Genomic DNA, 18,084 nt, shown 5'->3' with positions numbered 1-18,084 from the left:
TCGAGACCGGATCAGAGCTGAGGGCCGGGCTTGGCAGATGGATCGCCCATTATAACGAAAGGCGTCCGCATACGGCGCTGGCTGGACGTACGCCCGATGAGGCGTATCATGACGTGCCGACGCCATCTGGTCCGGGGTTAACCCCGGACCAGATGGCCAACAGCAACGCCGTCAGAAGGGCGGCATAACAACAACCGGGTATAGCTTATCAAGCCCGCAAAACTGTCCGAACGGACGGGACCACCTCAGTCCGTGCAGCCAGTCAGAAAGGCGAAAATGCTCATGCCCGCTAGAAGGAGTGCGGGACGGGTCGGCCGGATCATTGTTGAATCCCCGTGTTGGTGACGAGCGCCACGTGATTCGGATTGAAGAATTGCAGGCGGATGGTCTTGCCTTGGGCTGCCAGGGCGCGAACGACCTGCGACATCACACCGTCGTCGTTTCCGTGGACATCCTCGTGATGAAAGCCACCGGAGAAGATCGTCGTTACGGGCACCATCCAGTTCATGTCAGCTGGCCAGATCACCTTCCAGCCGGCCCGATCGCCCCAAGCAATCATCTGGTCGCGGATCGGCTGTCCTTCGATGAGCGTCCAGTATTCAGCCGGTGGCTGCAGACGTACTGGAGGCTGGGAGACTACCGGTTGTGGGGCTGTGGGCTCCGGTACAGGCGTCGGAAGGGGGGCCTTCTGCACTTTCTGTTGCGACTGCGGCGCAGCCGGAGCGGCGGGCGCAAGTTGGATTGGTCCGGATTGCGCGGCTGGGGCCGTATGAACTGGGGCCTCGGTGCTCGGCGCAGGTACAAGCACTTCCTGTGCTGGAATGCGCAGCGTGAGAGCTGTCCCCGCCCGTAGGCTGCAGCTTCCCTTTCGGCGAAGAGCGCCATCTGCGTCATGGCTGTAGAGACAGGTGGCCGCAGCGTCGTCGCTGTCCAATTCGACCAGAAGGTCCGCTCCGAGCGGCGAAACTGCGTATCTTACCGTCTGTGCTCCTGGATAAGGCATTCCTTCCGGAGAGAGCGCAAAGCCGCGCTCGCGCAGCGTATCAGCGAGCAGCGTCTGGGCGTGGGCTTGGTCTGGCCCGCTATAAGGCGCGAGCCGCAAGACGGTGCGGCCGGCATCCATGCTGTTAGCCAGAATGTCTGCAATAAAGACCGTCAAGGCTGACGTGTCGCGAAAAGTTGCCCCGGTAACGTGGGACGTTTCAGAAACTGGTTCGCCGGCGCACGCGCTCAGAAAGGCGAGCAGGGACGCGGCGGCATAGGCGTGGGGGCGACGCATCAGGCCTTTCCTCCATGGGTAATACGAACGACGGGAGAGCCGGCCTCGGAGCCGATGAGCATCGCGTCATCGACAGGCAGATCGACGACGTAAGAGTCTCCGACCGTGCGATAGGGTTGTGTGGCCGCGCTCTTGGGCGAGATGACAACAAGGCGCGGAGCGGCATTTATGCCGCCCGGGGGAAACTGGATGTACGTGTGACCGCCTTCGCGGTAGATCCGCATCGGTTTCCACGTCGGTTGAGCACCGGTCATCCTGTAGTCGAAATCCGGTGTATTCTTTTGTGCCATCGCAAGCGGGGAGGGCGGTGGATCCGGCTGGCTAGCTGGGTCGCCGGCTGAATACGTAAAAGCCACGCTCCGCATAGTGGCTTCTGAGGGATCCAGTAGCAGCACATAGGAACGACGGTTCGTCGTGAACCGCAGTACGGCGCGGCGCGGATTAGGTGATGGCGTGAGCGCGACTGCCCAACCTGCGTGAATCCCGTGCGAGCCCTGAACAAGATCTGCAGCCCAGCCACTCTTCTCCGGTAGGGAGAGGGCACCGGCCGTCATTGTTTCGCCCAGCTGGAGCCGCACGATACAGACCTGACCCGAGACGCATCCGATGCGCGGGTATCCATCCCCGAACGCGAACCACACGATGCCGTTGCGTCCTCGGATTGGCTTTGCTTCCGCTGCGCTCTCTGCCGAGGTTACAGGTGGCTGCTTGACAGCAGGTGCAGCGGGAGCGAGCACGACCGGGCGGTCATGCGTTATCGCGAGGGGAAAACTGCTACGCGCAGGTGTAGCAATTCGTTCGTTCAGGCTCCCGAGAAAGCCGTTAATCCGATCGAGGCTCTTCTGCAGCGCAAGCTCCGGCGAGGGCATACCTGGCACGTCTACCGAGACGGGAGGGGAGGATTGTTCTCCAGAGCATGCCGCTAGGGAGCAAAGAATGACGAGTGGTAGCATGACAGGACCGTTCTTCATGCCGACAGTGTGGCGGACTCCTTTGTGAGTGCGGACACCTCGTCCTCAGAGGGCATGCGGATGACCGTTCCCAGCCCAACACCATCCCTGAGTTCTCTGGCAATGTCCTCGATCACGCCGCCAAGGGCGGTGCTTGCGTCCTGGCCGGCTTTCATCCGGACGTCTTCGCGGCGCTCAATTTCCTGTTCGGCCGATCCCCTTGGAAAGACCTTTGCGAGGCGTCGACGTGCTTCTGTCGTCCCGAGTGCGTCATAGAGACGGCGTCTCAGGGCGGTGTCCTTGGGGCTGGTGGACAGCGCCCACAGTTCAATCGGCCCCATAAGATTGAGAACGAACAACTCGTACAGTTCGTGGTTCACGCGCGTCTGCCAGATGAGCGGGGCACCGCTTCCATCGGCGCGGGGGCCGTTCAGTCCATTGCGGACAATCGCCTGGGCGGCTGAACTGAGGCGAAAACGCTGGCAGATTTCATTGGCTTCCTCTTCGTCGCCGGCACCCAGAATGAAGCGTCCGGTTGAGTGAGAAATGAGATAGTCTCCAAAGTCTGCTAGCTTCTGGCTGGCAAGGCCGATTTTCACATTGAGCTTGGCGCCCCGTCGTGCGGCCTCTTCAAACTGCTTCTGGATGAAGGGCGCACCTGCGGTTCTCTGGAACTCGTCACACTCAATCCGCTTGAAGCTTTCCCGGAACTCCTCGAAGCGTTTGCGATGATACGGGCGGACATGGATCGGGACGTATTGGGCATCATCCGGATGAAGGAAGAAGTTCCGCGAGACGATCTGAAATCCGAGGAGATACATCAGGTCCGTCTGGCGCTGCGCCTCTCCCTGTCCTTCCGGCGCGACCCGATCAATGTCGATGACGACAATCCGGGCAGCCCCAAGATCCAGACGTGTCGGCTTTGTCAGGCTTGGAAACTTGGCGACGAAATGATTGAGGTACCGCCTGAAAACGTCGATGGAGGACTCTGTCCCGCCTGTCGGGTTTGCCTTCTCGAACTCCAGCCGGATGCGCTCTTCACGCACCACTTCGACCAGGTCGCTGATGACCGGTACGGCAAACTGGGTGGCGCGGTGCGCCATACGCATGTCGCCGGCGTTTGCCAGCATGTCAGCGACTTCCCACCAGGTCGTCGCCCGTGTTGCGGAAAGCCTGTGATGCGCGAGGGCCATGTCAATGCCGAGGCGATCGACCCCTTCGCGGTACATCTTGGGACGGACGGAGGGACCAGTGTCCGAGAAATACTCATACGCGGCCGTAATGAGTGCGTCGATCAGCTGGTTCATGCTCTCGAAGTCAGAGCCGTCGAGCGGTTTACAGATCTGCGCGAGAAAATTCGTCAGAAACGTGCGGTGATAGGGCAGCGGCGTGCGACAACAGGTTTCGGTATCGAAAATGTTGTAGGCGTGTTCGTCAATGAGCTGAAACGGAATGTGAAGCGCAAGGTGACGTTCTTCCTGTCTCAGTCCGGCCCTGACCATATCGATAAAGCCGGAGGAGGAATCTCCGACGTCCATCTTGCCAATCAGTGGAAGCCGCGCGCCCTGAGACGTCATGGCAGCGGGGCTTAAAACTGTTGCGAGAAGCAAGGCGTTGGCAAGCATGGACTTACCGCGGCGCGAAGGTGCTACGAACAGGTCAAGCACCGCCTCGCGCCCCGATCCGGCCGGGTCGTAGGGAACCACGGTGCCATCGTTCGCGCGGAACAGCATTGCACCATCGGACCAGGGCATCCCCGGTCTGGCCCATGGCATCATCGTCAGAATCTGGGACAGCGGGCCAGGGGTTGGCGGTGCGGTTGAGGCTAGGGCCAGCCCGGGGACGGAAGACAGAACACCCGCAAGCGGGTCCCCACACACGCGGCTGGCCTGAGCACTGTCCCACGATTGAATGGCCTGCTCGAGCCTGGAGGCGCGGGTGCGGAGCGCTTCTGTATCACCGGTTGACGAGCGGGTCGCGAAGGCCATGCGCAGCTTGACGATGCTGTCGCTCTGGCGGCTGCGCATGGCCTTCAGCTCTTCGAACCCTGAGTTGATGGGGGTGTTGGAGCCGAATTTCAGGAACTGGGCAATCGTGTCCTTCCAGAGCATGTAGCCCGGTCGCACGCCCTCGATCAAAGCCGTTGCCCGCCACGGCATACGGCGACCTGACAGACGCCCTGCAAGCTCGGTAAATGTCGGGACCGGTTTGTTGCTCACGCCTGGTACCGGCATTTCGGGAACACGCGTCAGTTCGATCGGGCTCCAGTCGAAGACACCCATGCGGGCCGTGGAGAAGTCAGGCGTGCTGGCATCGTCACGGAAGAGCTGTTCGCGCAGCGGAGGCCAGAGAACATCGGCCGCGTCAGTCGGAGCATCCGTCTCGGGAACGGTTCCGCCCGGTTTGCGAAGCGGCGTGGACGGTGTCCAGGCAGAGCCGATCGTATCGGGGTAGAGTTCATGCCGAATGGCCTGCAGACCCTCCTCGGGGCTGAGAATATCGACCTGCACCGCTTCTGCGCTCAGAGCATCACAGGTACCCTGCACGAACGTCTGATGGATCGTCCCGAGCTCAAGGCTTCCCAGAAGCGGGTTCTGAGCATCACCCAGGGGCGGCAGGCCCTTGAGATTGCTGGCCCGCTCGCGTTTGGCCTGGGACACCTCCTGCGATGACAGGCATGCAGGTCTTGTCCAGAGAACGAGGTACGTGCGTTCCTGACGCATGAAAGGTGGAAGCACCTTCTGTCGTTCCGTGAAGATGTCTTCAAAATCGGCGTTCAGCGCACCTGCAACGGTTCGTCGTTCATCGAGGTTTCGCCGGATGCTCTCACTGACACCCTCAGGGTCGGCGACATAGCAGAACTGCAAAGCATGGCCGGGCCGACTGAACTGACTTCCCAAAGCCAGACGAAGTCGTGAGGATGCCGCGGCGATTTCAGCCCCGTTGGCGATCCGCCGCATCCCGCGCAGACGGATGACGGTGGCGTAATCGCCCTGAAACGTGATCAGGCCGCGTTGATCGCAGGTTGCCAGATCGCAGAACGACGTCACGTCCCGATGCAGGAAGGTTGATACAGCGGCAATCGTTCGGAGGACACCATCGAAGAGGGAGGCTCTGGACCGCGCGGGACGCGGTGCCTCCTGCCCCTCTGAGTGCGCTGGTTTTTTACGTAGCATCAGCGTGATACTGCCCATTCTTGAGCCGCGTCGAGATAGCGGCGCGGATTGTCTGGAAACCACGTTCCCCGCATGAGGATCCGAAGCCCGGTTTCGTGAGCTTCCGGGAAAGGGTTACGGGAGAGGCTTTTCAGAGCGGATCGGTACAAAGACGGGCGGTCCGTCCCGATCTTCTCCAGTGCCCCGAGGCGGCAGGACAGAAGAGCCTCGAAGGCGCGCTTTGCGCTCAGAGCCTCGCCTGAAAGCCCCTGATCGTAAACGGTGTGTCCCGCTGTTTTCGCGGCCACATGAAGTGCTGTGACACAACGCCCCAGAGCGCCCTGATCCAGATGCGGGAGCCAGATCAGCGTCGCGACATCGTCTATACCGGGCTCATCGAGCGCGAATGCTGGCGCACAGGTCAGACAGAGGGGTCTGCCTGACACGGTAACTGCTGCGAGCATGTGCTCGCAGCAGGTGCAATGCCCGCTCATCGGTGCTGTCAGATCTTCAACCGTCAACCTTTCAGGGGCGGCCGAAGCCAATGGGCGCGACGACGGCATCTTACTTGTCGAACTTCATCTGCTGCTGTTCGCCAGTGACGCTCGGCGCGGTACCAAACATCGTAAAGGACGCGGTCTTGGCAAGGAACGGGAAGGCCAGGAGAACGCCGCCGCAAATGAAGCCAGCGATGATCATGCCAGGCTTCGATCCGGCGTTCGGATTGCGCTGATGCTGCCACCAGCCGAAGATGGCCATGGCGAGCAGAATGCCACCACCAATAAAACAGAAGGCATTCAGCCCCATACCAAAGGCGTTCATCCCTTTTTGGGTCGCGTCTCGCGTGATGTCGTCAATGGCCTGAGCATGTGCTGCGGAGGCGAGAGCAAGAGACGACAATGCGGAAAGTGCAGGGGCCGCGACCATCAGGGAGCGCTTCAGGTGTGTGCGGGAGGTCTGTGTCATAATGACTCCGGAATAGACGCTCGGGGCGTCGATTGTGGGGTGGGGGTGTAGGGTCACTGCACAAGCTTCAGTTCTTTAAGGAGTGCAGGACCAAGGACGTCTGCGTTCATCACGAGGAATCCCGCTATTCCCATGACCATGTTGAGGCCGGTGGAACTGTTGTTCGCGCCTTTCGCCCGGCCCATCTGGCGCACAATCGCGAAATAGACGATCAGTGCGCCGTAGGCTGCGAAGTAGACGTGAAAGACATTCAGGATGGCTGTCAGGGCGGCCAGCGGGCCACCTTGTGCCGCTGTCATCAGGGCATCCGAGGAAAAGCTGACTTTCGATGATGCACCGATGCCGGCATTGGCCTCAAAGCCGAGGGTCCGGTTTCCCATATTGAGAAACTCGGGGAACGACAGGAAAGTCGCACCAACAAGGATCATCATCTCCGGAACCACGCCTTTGGAGAGCAGCCCGTTACTGATGGATGAGCGCTGAAAGATGCCGATGACGCCGCTCAGGAGAAAGCAGCCTCCGCCGACGTAGCAAAGGAACGGAAGCAGCCAGGACAGTGCGGCACCAAGATCCTGAGCGAAGTCGAAAAGCCCTTCCATCTTAGTGGATCAGACCTTTTGGGGTGCGAACGACCCATCTCGACCCCGAAGAGGTAATCGCGATGACCGGCCCCCATCCGGGGATCACGGAGCCCGCTTCGACGCGGCTGGCATTGCCCTGTTCGTCCTGAAGAATGGCAATTCCTGGCGCTCCCGCCTGCACCGTGAACTGGGGCAGATGTACAGGTGCGGCTTTCGGCGCACTTGGTTCCGCTGACGGGTGAGGCTGCGCAACACTTACGGCCCGCGGCGCAACTGGCACAGCACTGCTGTGTTCACGAGCCGGATGGGCCAGAGCGGACTGGCTTGCCTGGAGCGCGCGATCTGTCTGGTCTTCGTGATGCTGAAGTTCGTCAAGGCGTCCCTTGAACTCGCCAAGACCGCGGTTCAGCGCCGCCGTCAGATTGTCCTGCATGGCGTCGACGTTTTTCTGCAAGGCCGCCACATGATCATCCAGCGCTTTCAGCTGTTTGGCCATTTCCAGCTCGAGGGCTGCGTCTGGTGAAGGGGATGCAGGGGAAGCGATGGACGCCACGGGGGCCGCAGCCGGAGCGGCAGACACAGCGGACTGAGCCTGAGGCGTGGAGACCGCCTGGCTCGGTGGCACCGCAGAGGCGTTTGGTGCTCCATCCGCGACGGCGGGCGGCACGGGAATGACTGGGGCCGCTTTGATCTCAGTCGGCTTTGTGGTGGCTGGGGGATCAACCGGGGCTGTCATGCCCTCGCCGCCGAACGGGTCGTCGTTTTGAGCGACAGAGGGTTGCTGGGTCCGCTTTTCCGGGGCGTCGGGCGTGCCAAGCGCTGGTGGTGCCAACGTAAAGGCCGATTTTTGAGCCGACGGGACCGCTGGTGTGGTGGTGATTGATGCGCGTGGTCTGTCATTTACAAACGGGATAGGGACGCCAAAATGTGCACCGACCGCCACAGCACCGCCAAGCAGACCTCCAACCCCTAGCACCGCCAGAGCGGTACCGACCAGAAGTCTGCTTCGTGGCGCGCGCGGGGCACGATCTTCCTTGCCATCCTGCGCATTCAGAGGCTTGCGGCGGCCCGCTGTCGTTTCCTCCGGCGCATCTGCCCGGTTGTCTGACAGCTCTGCCTCCTGTGGCATCGGGCCGTCCCCGGCCTGTTTGCCGGTCCGGTCCGTGGAGCGCTTTTGCGGTCGCAGCATCTCCACGACCTCTCCTGTGTCCTCACGGCGCATTGCGTTTCCTCGCATGCTGATGGTCCCTCCTGTGTCGTCCTTGCAGGATGCCAAAGGCCGTTGTGAGTGCAGTCAGGGGGCGTCCAGAGGCTCCGTGAAAATCACCCCGATAGGATCATCCTTATGAAGAAGGACTGTAGGGTTCTGAGGGGTTTGCTTTTGCAGGATCTGGCCCATTTCCTGTCCAGCCCGTCCGGCAGCAACACCAAGCTGTTGAGGTAAGGTCAGGTGCGTGAACGAACTCACGCCCAGCCCGCTGGTCACACTGTTTGTGTTTGAGTTCTGCATCGCGTTGCCGAGACCTTCGACAAAAGCCGCCGCGGCCGGAAGAAAGATACGCGTCGGGAGATGTTCGTGAACTTCCGAGGCAAGCCCGGTTTCCATGGTGTCGGGTGCGACGGCATAGGCTGAAACCGGCAGAGGATCGCTGTCACCGATCATGAGTTTATCGAACTTGATGACCAGACGTTCGTCCTTACGCTCAAAGGACCCCGACAGCCTGTCATGAGCGAGTGGTCCTGAATCAATTTCGACGAGAACCGGAGTACCGGGATAGTCGCTGTTGATACCAAGAAGAGAATGGCCATAAACGCCCCTTCCCGCAGCGAGGAGCCTGTGGGTTGCCGATTTCACGGTCGCCACATTCTGCTGTGAGCCGGTTTCACCTGAGGCGGTCGCCTGTGGCTCCTGCGTGAAAGACGTGCTGTCCTGCCTGTGGCCACCTGCCGCCGCGGTTTCCGCTGGAAGTTCCATGTCCAGTGAAGCGGGCCTGCCGCTCCACGCAGCCAACAGCTCGACCTCCTGTGCCTCGGAGAGTTCTCCTGCCAGCCGCTCCCGGCTGGCGGGCCGTTCGGAGACAGTCTTTGTGCCTTCCGGCGCGCGCGTGAACTGATTAACCGCAGGAGGCGGAGGTGTGGCTGGCCGAGGCGTCCCAGGGGGCGTTACGCCGGCAGTTGTTGCAGAACCAGTGCCAGGCATCCGACCCAGCAGAGGGGCTTTATCGTCCCCCAATGGCCTGCTCGTCGTCAGCGCGCTTGCAAAAGAGCGTCCACTGGCCTTTGCGGCGTCGGCATCAGCCTTTTCCTTCTCAAGCGTTGCGTTGTCGAGCTTGTCGGAGTGGTTGTTTCCGCCGGCTGGCGGCGCAAGATTTGGGGTCTGCAAAGCCGCCGACTTCGGTTTTGGCGTCGAGCCGTGGCTCATCATGTACCATCCCCCCGCGGCAAAAACGAGAAGGCCTGCGGCCGCGAAGGCCGGGCGACGAGACGCCTTGAAACTGGTGGCAAGGCCGCTTGCAGATGCGGCCGGTTCTGGATGAGCTTCGCTCACGGGCCGTCCTCCGATAGTGTCGCAGAGATGATCCGGGCGCCTGAAGACAGGAGCACGTTTGATGTCTCGGGGATTTCGTAAATTCCGATGCCGTACTCGGTCTCATGGGCGCTTGGGGCGGGAGAAATCGGCGTGTAATCCGTGCGAAGGTACATCTTGTCGCCGAGCTTCCATGCCCGGATCCGGTCCGGGCTGACGCCAGCAACACGCAGCGGAACGGCATCGGCCGGTGCCGCGCCATCGAGCATGGCTTCGAGGTTGCGATCGCCCGTAGCCGGTGCGTCGGGCTCGGAATTGGGCGCATCCTTCGCATTTGGTCCGCGTGCGGCAACGCGCACCGTCAGGTCCGCGTCATAGGCGCCCGTTCCACTGATGATCATGAAGGAGATCGGCTTTGGCGCGCCCTTGAGATTGACCAGAACACCGCCATGAGCATAACGCGAGACGGGGGTCAGCTGCAGGACGTTCGAGCCGGCTTCCGGAACACACGCATTGATCCCGACACTGCGCACGGCGGAGTTCTGTCCCTGACCATGGGCGTCACAGCCGCCGCTCTTGTTGGTGGCGATATCCCAGGCAATCGGCCAGGATTGACCCGTTTCATCGAGAAACGTGATGGCGGCGGGATAATCCTGCGCAATCCTGATGATGTTGGTCTGAGCACCCGGGGCAAGGGAGATCCGCACAGACCGCGACACAGGGGTGGCCAGACGGTGAGGATCTTCTGCTGCGTCCAGGTTCTTCTGGCCCTGATCGACCCGGTCATAGAAGTGTTGCATTGCGCTGGGAGGCGGCGGCAAGCCTTCATAAATGGGATCGACCCGTAGCGCGCCGTTGCTGTCCCGCGTGGTCTGCGCGCAAACCACCGTTTCGGGAACTGCTAGCAGCAGAAGCCCGATGACCGCTCTAACTGTGATGTTCATTCAGCCCCCGTTATCGGCGGCGCGAGGCGCGTTGAGTTCTGTGATGACAAGCCCGTCAGGATGCTCGGGGCTGTTGGTGCGCCTGATCGTCACATCCACCGAAAGAAGGTTGGTGGTCGAGCCGGAGGCATTCTCCCATTTGAGCAGCATTGGAAATGAGACGTGCCACTCATAGTCGCCACTTCTCGTTTTTCCTTCGGATCGTATTGATGGCGCACTCTTCGGCGTGGCGGTCAGGAAGACACGTTTGGCCTTGATGAAATCAATATTTCCCGGCCCGGAAAAGGACTGAGCCCAGGCGTTCCATGCGGGAAGGTCGAAGTCTTTCGCAGAGGCATCCAGATGCTTGGCGTAAGTCACGAAATCCATCGTATAAAGATTGGTGACTTTCCTCGCGGCCCAGTTGATGACCTCGGAGTCAGAAAAATATGGCTGGTCCGTGACGATCAGCTCCCGGGGTTTCCCAAGCGAGTCATGATAAATGTAACGGACGTGCGGTGTTTTCATTACCGATACGGTAAGGGCCAGTCCCAGAATGACGTTGAGGATCAGACTGCCCGAAAAGGCAATGAGAACGCGCTTGACGATGCGCTGGAGGAACTCCGGATCGAGAAGTCTCCGGCTGATGGCAGCGGACGCGTTACGCATCAATGGAAGCATCCCGACGCGCGGCGCTCGACAAGACGACTGCCGAGGTAGCTGTAATGCTGCTGGCGGCGATCTTTCGGATGCTGGAAAAACACTGTGTTCGTGATGCCACAGGTCCTTGCGATCATCTGGCTGGCGAGTGTTGCATTTTCGGCAACAGCAAACGGGTTTTCGGTCGGAGAAGTGCGTAACAGTGTGAAACCAGCCCGGCTTGGAAGCCCCGCCCTTTTAGCGGCCATGCACACGGTATTATACTTCAGTCCGAAGTATTCAGCGATAAAGGCAGGCGAATAAAGCCTTTTCCAGAGATCAGCCAAAAGATGCAGGGACTGTGTGTTCCAGATGGCTCTTCCAGACGCTGTTTTTGGAAACGCGCCCGGTATTGCTGATGCAGGACTGTTGTATCGTTCATGAACGGTGTCGGTATTTTTTCGAGCTTGTGCAGCACGTTGGCGCTTCAGCGTCAGCGGACGGCGCAAGCCCAGTCGCTTTGCCTTGTTCGCGACCGCCTGCGGAGTTCTGCCGAGCCGCTCGGCAATGACCTTGATCGCCGTGTCCGTCGGATAGATTTTCGTGAGCAGTGTCGTCTCGTTGTGAGACCATAGCCTTCTGGTTTTCGTCAGCTTTAACGATATTTCTTTACTTATTGTTAACTCTTTTAATATCCCAACAGGACGTAAGAACTTGTTAAATGGCAAACCTATCCACGGTGAAACCACCTCGCTTTGAAACTTAATTTCCGCAATGCTTGCCTGCATGATATTCTTTACATCCGTAAAATCGTTAATTCATCGTCAAACAGCCTAACCGCTCGCGTCGCAAAATGTTACCGATGACTGGTCGTTTTTGAGGAACTGTGTAGTTTTGCAACAGTGCGTGGAGAAGGCAGCGGAGTCCCGAAAATCGGCTAGGCCGCGTTTGAGGAATACCCCCATTCCGTTTTTGCATGGATCACAATCTGATTTTTGGGGCTTCCCGTTCCGGCTTCGGAATGTCTCGCAAAGACGTTTTTCGGTTGCCAACCCGTTCCTGCCGCCGCGACAGACCGGGCACGCACTCACATCCTCCACCTCTATTATCTCTCAGGATGGAAACCGCTTTGGAGGGTCGAGGTGTCTGGTGAGACGAGAGAGCAGGAAAAGCCCAAGGGCGGATGGCTGACAGCAGAGGGCGCGAGGCAGATCCTTGGGCCTCTCGGAAAGCCTGTCTCACGACAGGACAGTCGCCCTTCGGGGACGCCTCCGGGTGCAGCACAATGAGCGCGTGCCGAGAGAGCACACGTCTCACCGTTGTACCGCTGATCGCCGCGCTAGGTTTCAGTCTGGTGACACCGGCTTGTGGAGAAGGCTCTTCCTCCGGCTGCCAGACACTCGTGCAGGCAGGCGCGACAGGGCTTGCCGCAGACCTGAAGGCTGACGACGCAACGATCCATCAGCCTAAGTCCGTCACGAAATTCACATGCTTGGGGAACTTCTTCAACGGTATTGGCCTGGATGTCGTTACGAACAAAGTAAATTTGACTGCGCTTGCTGAGGCTACGATGGGCAAGATCTGTTCCCAGATCACATCAGAGTGGGACAGTCTCCAAAGTGCGGCTCACTGCGGTCTTTCTGTCACGGGCTTGGATACGAACTTCAATCTGGGTCTTGGAGTTGGAAGCTTTTGCCCGAACCTGAGTTTCGGTGGTGGGGGTGATAGCCTGATCAATGCCGGTACTAATACGACTGGGCAGCAGAGCTGGGTCGTAACCGGACAAAGCCAGCTTCCTTCTGGGTATAGTTTTGAGGCGATTGGCTCGAACACCGGTATCTCCCAGGTGAGCGAATGAAGCAGGCTTTCAGCAGGGTGGCACGCCTCGGAATAATGAGTCTGCTTGTACTAACCCTCGCAACTCTAGCAGTTCCGAAACCAGCTTATGCCTTCTTTGATTCTGCCGCGATCGTGGGTGCGATCAGTACGCTCCAGGGCGCGATGAACAGCGTCATCACTACTGCCCAGAAAGTCCTGAACGTCGCACTCGGCCACGTTAATAGCACTCTCGGAGACGGCTTCACACAAGTGAGCAACTATTTGAAGGCTCAAGTGGGGGCGCAGGAGGAGATTGCAGACGCGAATAACATGGTTCAGGCCGAACTTGCGCGGGACGTCCGGGCGGCTCAGCAGCGCGACAACCATGCGACCAATCGGCAGGATTGTCTTAATCTTGAAGGCGGGCAGACTGCCGTTGTTGCGGCGCGAAATGGCGCCGCAGTCGCAACTGCGCTGGATATCGGCAAGGACAAGCGCACGCAGGCAGGGAAAGGAACGCCTTCCTGGGAAGGCGCAGGGCAGGGCGCGCAGGCCAACAACAACCGCCATTTTACGCTTTACTGCTCAGATGCAGAAGCGGACGCTGGAATTTGCTCGCTGGCCTCCACCGATCAGCAGAATGCGGATCAGGACGCCACCAGCCTCTTAACGCCACCGGCATATCAGGATCAGGCCTCGATCGACCGTGCCAATGACTACGTCACGACACTGATCCAGCCGGTTGCTCCCGCCGCATTGAGAGGGAGTGCTCTGACCTCAGTGGATGGACAGTCTGCCCTTCCGGGCCGCCGTGCCTACAATGCTGCCATTTCGCTCGCCCACCACGTCGGAGACGACATTATCGGGTGGCACGCGAACACCGTGACCCTGAGTGCCGCCCAGAAAGCTGAGGCGGTCCGTGAGGGTTACACCAACACCTCGGTTGGCTCGGAAAGCGAAGCCACTGAGCTGGAAATCAACCGGAAATATAGCGGTACAGACTGGCAGGCAGACCTGCAGGCGATGCCATCCGACAAGTCGGTTCTTGTCCAGATCGCTCTGCTGGATGCGCAGCGTAACTGGATTGCCTGGCAGCAGTTCAAACTGGACCAGACCCGGGCGCTGATGGAAGCCAACAGGCTCGCGACGTCTGCTGAACAACGGCTTCGGGCGGTGTCTCCCCTGCCGGTTCCTACCCCAACACTCCCCTGAACATCTCGAATAGGAATGACCATGTCGGGTACTCTCACTCAGCAAGGGCCGCTAGGCTACGTCCTGCAGGCCCTTGATGCTCAGCAGTCGACCATCCCCGAAGCAGAGCGCGGGCTTGCACAAGATCTCTCTGACCTGACCGCGCGTCTGCGGGAAAACCCGGGACTGGAAAGCGATCCAAAGTTCACCGTTCAGGTGGCGTGGCTTGTCCAGGACTGGAAGGATTTTAGTGGAACCGGCGCAGATCCGCAGATCCCTCCCATTCTGGCGGCCGGCCTGAAAGCTCATGGCACAGATCTGCCGGGGTTGGAGAACGAAGAAATCAAAGCCATGCTGGCGCAGGCTGGCTCGCTTGAAGATCGAGATCTTGTCCGTGATCTCCGTAAAACAGCGCTGGATATGTCCGGAATGTCTCCGGAGGACCAGGCTTCCGTTGCCGCGGCACGGCTGGCTGCCGTTCTGGACTATCGCATCACCATGGCCCTGTCGGGCACTCCTGCCCGCGCGCAACAGACCGAGCCAGAGCCGTCACCTCGACCCGATGCACAGCAGCCGGACCCCGCCGCGGCGACATCGACGCCACAGCCCCCGCCTGCGCGGGAAGCATCTTCGGAAGTACAGCAACAGGCTTCTGCTGACATGTCCCAACCACCCGTGACGGAGCATGAGCCTCCTGTCGCGGAAAGTGAACACACCTCCCACGAGCCTCAGCAGGCGCCCCGGACACAGCACGAGATCCTTGAGCCAGGCCTTCCCTCGAATGACCCGTTTGAGGACGAAGGATATTTACAGTCTCTGGAAGAAGAGGCCGGTCCCTTTCGGGACGACGAGGAGTTCCAGGGAGAGCTTCGCCGTTCTGAGCGGCAAGGAGACGTGGAAGATGCGGTGTCGCAAAGCCCCGCACAAGAGGATCGTGCGATACAGCATGAGGATCAAAGCAACGCCGACCAAGCGGAAAAAGAAGAGCCTCCCGAGACCAAGAAGCCAGCTCCACGCGATAATGCCGGCGCCCGGACACCTCACCCCGACGCTGATCAAGCGGTCGAGGAGAACACACCGAAGGCGGAGAGCAAACTAAATCAGCCTGAGGCGAAAGTTGCGCCAACCACCGCCACGGCGACCAATCGTCGTGGACTGGCCGACTTTATGAGTGATCTGGTGGGCAAGAGCGATGACCGCCAGATCCAGAACCGAACGCGCAAGGTCAAGGAAGCGGCCCGTGAAGTCGAAGAAGATCTTGGCGCTCTCAAGCGTGTCGGCCGGGAGTTTTTTGAAGCCTTCACCAAAGCCGCGTCAGAGCCTGGACAATCAGAAAGTTCTGTCATTGCGGGCATGACCGAGGATGGGAGCCATAAGGCGCTTCGCGCGCAGCTCACCGCGTCCCTGGAGAAAACGCCCGGCTTCGCAGAGTCCTGGGAAAAACTGCGCAAGTCGTCTCAGCGACTGGGCAAGGAAGTCGAGGTTCTGGGTGATGAAGCCTCCAAACGGGACGCTTTGAGTGATCCCACTGTGCAGAGCGCAGAGGAAACCGCCGCCAGTGTTGGCAAGAAGCTGGAATCTCTTCCGGGCCAGGAGCCGGGAAAGGACTTTCTGAAGGAAGTTGGCGCGGCTCTGGAACGCCTGGTGGACCGTTTTCATGATTTTTTTACCAAAGATCGAAAGCAGGGCCAGGAGCAAAGTCGCGATAACAGCCCGAGCCCTGAGGTCTAAAAACAATGCACCAGTTCATGCGGCTCCTTCGAGCGTCCCGGCATTTCCGGGCGGTCACCATGACAGTCGTTGTCCTCACGGTGACTATGGGATCCGCCTATGCCGGAACCACGGCAGACAGCGTGAGCTGGAGCAACCTGAGCGCGGGCGATGACTGGTCCGCCCGCGTGCTCGACAGTCTCTTCCCGATGTCAGGGGGCACAGAGACAGCCACAGGCACAATGCTGCAGTATATTTCGGCTTATGCGATGCTGATTGCGGCGTTCTGGATCAGCTATGCCTCCATCCTGCAGGTTCATAAGACAGCGGAAAGCGGAAAGATTTTCTCTGCAAGCTTCTCCGGGTGGGTGCCGCTGCGCGTTGTTGTGGCCCTCGGGCTGATCGTGCCGATCCCTGCAAACGGTGGCTTCTCGGTGGGGCAGGCGCTCGTCGTGCAGGGTGCGAAGACGGCGATCGGAATGGCCCGCAACCTGACGGATGTTGTGGCCAAATCGATCGGCCCGAACGCTTTGCCGCTTGCAGAACCGATCATCCCTGGGACCAGGCAGGTGGTCATGGCCGTGATGGAAAGCGAACTCTGCCGCGCCCTGGTCAACAAAGCCTCAAACAATCCTGACCTTATGCCCGAACCAAAGGTTTCAAACCCAGGCAATGGTTCGCCAGTGACGGTGGATTACAGCCTTGCCGTAGGCGAGGCGACGGCTGCGGCAACATGCGGCAGCATCTCGGTCACGATCCCGCAGCAGGTTGAGCAGCAGATGCTCGGGTCAAATCTTGATCTGACAGATGTTGGCACCAGGCAGGTCAAAGCGCTTCAGGATCTGATCAGCGCGGTGCGCACGCCCATGTCGTCTCTCGCGGATACGATCTGGCAGACGCGGGATGTGACGGCCCTTCGCTCCATGGATGCGGTTCTGACCGCACAGAATACGTCCTATTCCTCGGCGCTGAGTGAGGCGGCCACGGCCATGATCAGCAAGATCCGTGCGCAGTATTCCTCAGATGGTAACGGCTCAAGTGATGCCGGCTATGTGGCTATGAAAAACCTCGGCTGGAGCGGGCTGGGGGCGTACTACCTTGAGATTTCGCGCCTCAATGCAGAGGTGCTGTCCATGTCCTCCATCGTCCCGTCGGTGACTCTGCCAAGCTGGCAGGGATTAGGGTCATTCCTCTCCAGGGACCTTGCGGGTCCGATCACCGCGATCGAGCAGTATCAGGCTGCGGAAGAGCAGAAGCTGGCCACGTCGGATAGCGCCAGTGCGCCTAATGGGGCGACGAGGCTCTTTAACAACGCAGCTTTACCCAGTTCCGGACAATCGGCTCTGGACCGTGTTCTTCAGGCACTCGGCATTACGAACGGGGTCATGACGCTGATCGTCAATCATCTCCTGTCGCCAACATCCGGGAGTGACTGGACCGATCCTCTGGGGGCAATGATCGGGCTTGGCCATCTTCTGATTCACACAGCCTTGGCGATTATTGGGGGTGCTGCGGTGCTCAGTAGCAAGACAGGGGCGGGGCTCGCGACAGCGGCCAATCTTGCCACCGGGGATGTCCCGGCTGCCATTGCATCCGCGGGCAGCTTCGCACTGAGTGGTCTGATCAAAGCCCTGCTCACGCCTGTCTTTGCGGCTGCTTTCTTCCTGCTTGCTCCCGGCATTACGCTTGCTTACGTCCTCCCGATGACCCCGTTTGCTTACTGGATGGCAGGTGTGGCGGGATGGTACATCGTCGTGGTCGAAGCCGTGGTGGGCGTTCCGCTGTGGATGCTGGCCCATCTGGTGTTTCAGGGGGAGGGCCTTCATGGCCGCGGAAACCGTGGCTATGAAGTGCTGTTCACAATTCTCTTTCGCCCGGTGATGATGATTGCAGGTCTCGTGCTCAGTTACACGATCTTTGCCTCGATCTCCTGGCTGGTCATGAAGGCGTTCTCGATTGCCACCGGGTTCGTCTTTGAGCGTGGCTGGCTTCTGGACAATTTTATCGGCCTGATCGTCCTGCTCTGCATGTTCGTCACGATGGAGATGAGCATCGCCGTCATGTGCTTCAGGCTGATTTCGACCCTGCCACACCACATCCCTGCGATGGCGGGCATGACGAGTATCGGTCGTGTGGACAGTGATGACTTTAATGACAAGTCAACCGGCCGGGGGATCGCAGCTCCTACAGATAAAGTGGCAAATATTGCCCAACAGACCGTGTCGGATGTGAGTGCAATCGGAAATGCCCAGAATACCGTCGACAAGGGCGCTGCAGAGCCAGTAGACTCTACCACCAGAGCTCTCATGCAGATCTCTGGCCGCGCCGAGGATTAAGGAAAACGG

The 18,084-nt window shown here is 59.7% G+C and carries 16 protein-coding genes; 5 read left to right on the top strand and 11 right to left on the bottom strand.

Annotation, left to right across the window (positions count from 1 at the left end):
- The coding region (locus tag KP701_RS12830) for an integrase core domain-containing protein (RefSeq protein WP_215747448.1) at positions 1–188 on the top strand (188 nt) is incomplete at its 5' end.
- A gap of 131 nt (positions 189–319) precedes the next feature.
- Here KP701_RS12830 and KP701_RS12825 read toward each other — a convergent pair.
- The 11 genes from KP701_RS12825 to KP701_RS12775 all read right to left on the bottom strand — a co-directional run bounded on the left by KP701_RS12825 (position 320) and on the right by KP701_RS12775 (position 11,808).
- The gene (locus KP701_RS12825; RefSeq protein ID WP_252345621.1) at positions 320–1,279 is read right to left on the bottom strand and encodes a toxin co-regulated pilus biosynthesis Q family protein; all 960 of its coding nucleotides are present in this window, start codon (positions 1,277–1,279) and stop codon (positions 320–322) included.
- The gene (locus KP701_RS12820) at positions 1,279–2,148 is read right to left on the bottom strand and encodes a TrbG/VirB9 family P-type conjugative transfer protein (protein ID WP_252345620.1); all 870 of its coding nucleotides are present in this window, start codon (positions 2,146–2,148) and stop codon (positions 1,279–1,281) included. Before KP701_RS12820 ends, KP701_RS12825 begins: the two co-directional genes overlap by 1 nt.
- A gap of 98 nt (positions 2,149–2,246) precedes the next feature.
- Positions 2,247–5,279 (bottom strand): type IV secretion protein DotO, encoded by a 3,033-nt coding sequence (locus KP701_RS12815; RefSeq protein WP_371818975.1) that lies wholly within the window; start codon positions 5,277–5,279, stop codon positions 2,247–2,249.
- Positions 5,280–5,404: 125 nt separating this feature from the next.
- Complete coding sequence (locus KP701_RS12810) at positions 5,405–5,830, bottom strand: hypothetical protein (RefSeq protein ID WP_252345619.1); 426 nt, start codon at positions 5,828–5,830, stop codon at positions 5,405–5,407.
- A gap of 118 nt (positions 5,831–5,948) precedes the next feature.
- The gene (locus KP701_RS12805; protein WP_215747445.1) at positions 5,949–6,350 is read right to left on the bottom strand and encodes a hypothetical protein; all 402 of its coding nucleotides are present in this window, start codon (positions 6,348–6,350) and stop codon (positions 5,949–5,951) included.
- Between the two features lie 53 nt (positions 6,351–6,403).
- On the bottom strand, positions 6,404–6,949 hold the full coding sequence (locus tag KP701_RS12800; protein WP_252345618.1) for a hypothetical protein: 546 nt from the start codon (positions 6,947–6,949) through the stop codon (positions 6,404–6,406).
- Position 6,950: 1 nt separating this feature from the next.
- Positions 6,951–8,153, bottom strand: a complete 1,203-nt coding sequence (locus KP701_RS12795; RefSeq protein ID WP_215747444.1) for a hypothetical protein — start codon at positions 8,151–8,153, stop codon at positions 6,951–6,953.
- 72 nt (positions 8,154–8,225) lie between these two features.
- Positions 8,226–9,479 (bottom strand): DotG/IcmE/VirB10 family protein, encoded by a 1,254-nt coding sequence (locus KP701_RS16355; protein WP_252345617.1) that lies wholly within the window; start codon positions 9,477–9,479, stop codon positions 8,226–8,228.
- A complete protein-coding gene (locus KP701_RS12785; RefSeq protein ID WP_215747443.1) occupies positions 9,476–10,402 on the bottom strand; it encodes a DotH/IcmK family type IV secretion protein in 927 nt (308 codons plus the stop codon). The genes KP701_RS16355 and KP701_RS12785 overlap by 4 nt, the downstream gene beginning before the upstream one ends.
- A complete protein-coding gene (locus tag KP701_RS12780; protein ID WP_215747442.1) occupies positions 10,403–11,050 on the bottom strand; it encodes a DotI/IcmL family type IV secretion protein in 648 nt (215 codons plus the stop codon).
- On the bottom strand, positions 11,050–11,808 hold the full coding sequence (locus KP701_RS12775) for a hypothetical protein (RefSeq protein ID WP_215747441.1): 759 nt from the start codon (positions 11,806–11,808) through the stop codon (positions 11,050–11,052). Before KP701_RS12775 ends, KP701_RS12780 begins: the two co-directional genes overlap by 1 nt.
- 497 nt (positions 11,809–12,305) lie before the next feature.
- Here KP701_RS12775 and KP701_RS12770 point away from each other — a divergent pair, with 497 nt between their 5' ends.
- Genes KP701_RS12770 through KP701_RS12755 form a run of 4 tightly spaced genes read left to right on the top strand, consistent with a single transcriptional unit; the run spans position 12,306 to position 18,075 of the window.
- Positions 12,306–12,878 carry a hypothetical protein gene (locus KP701_RS12770; RefSeq protein WP_252345616.1) on the top strand — a complete coding sequence of 191 codons (573 nt, stop codon included), beginning with the start codon at positions 12,306–12,308 and terminating at the stop codon, positions 12,876–12,878.
- A gap of 35 nt (positions 12,879–12,913) precedes the next feature.
- Positions 12,914–14,050 carry a hypothetical protein gene (locus tag KP701_RS12765; RefSeq protein WP_252345615.1) on the top strand — a complete coding sequence of 379 codons (1,137 nt, stop codon included), beginning with the start codon at positions 12,914–12,916 and terminating at the stop codon, positions 14,048–14,050.
- A 21-nt stretch (positions 14,051–14,071) separates the two neighbouring features.
- Positions 14,072–15,760 (top strand): hypothetical protein, encoded by a 1,689-nt coding sequence (locus KP701_RS12760; protein WP_215747438.1) that lies wholly within the window; start codon positions 14,072–14,074, stop codon positions 15,758–15,760.
- 59 nt (positions 15,761–15,819) lie between these two features.
- Positions 15,820–18,075, top strand: coding sequence for a DotA/TraY family protein (locus KP701_RS12755; RefSeq protein WP_252345614.1), 2,256 nt, complete (start codon positions 15,820–15,822; stop codon positions 18,073–18,075).
- Positions 18,076–18,084: the final 9 nt, after the last annotated feature.

The sequence above is a fragment of the Gluconobacter sp. P1C6_b genome (assembly GCF_018811945.1).
GTDB lineage: Bacteria > Pseudomonadota > Alphaproteobacteria > Acetobacterales > Acetobacteraceae > Gluconobacter.
This window is presented reverse-complemented; position numbering and strand designations above follow the sequence as displayed.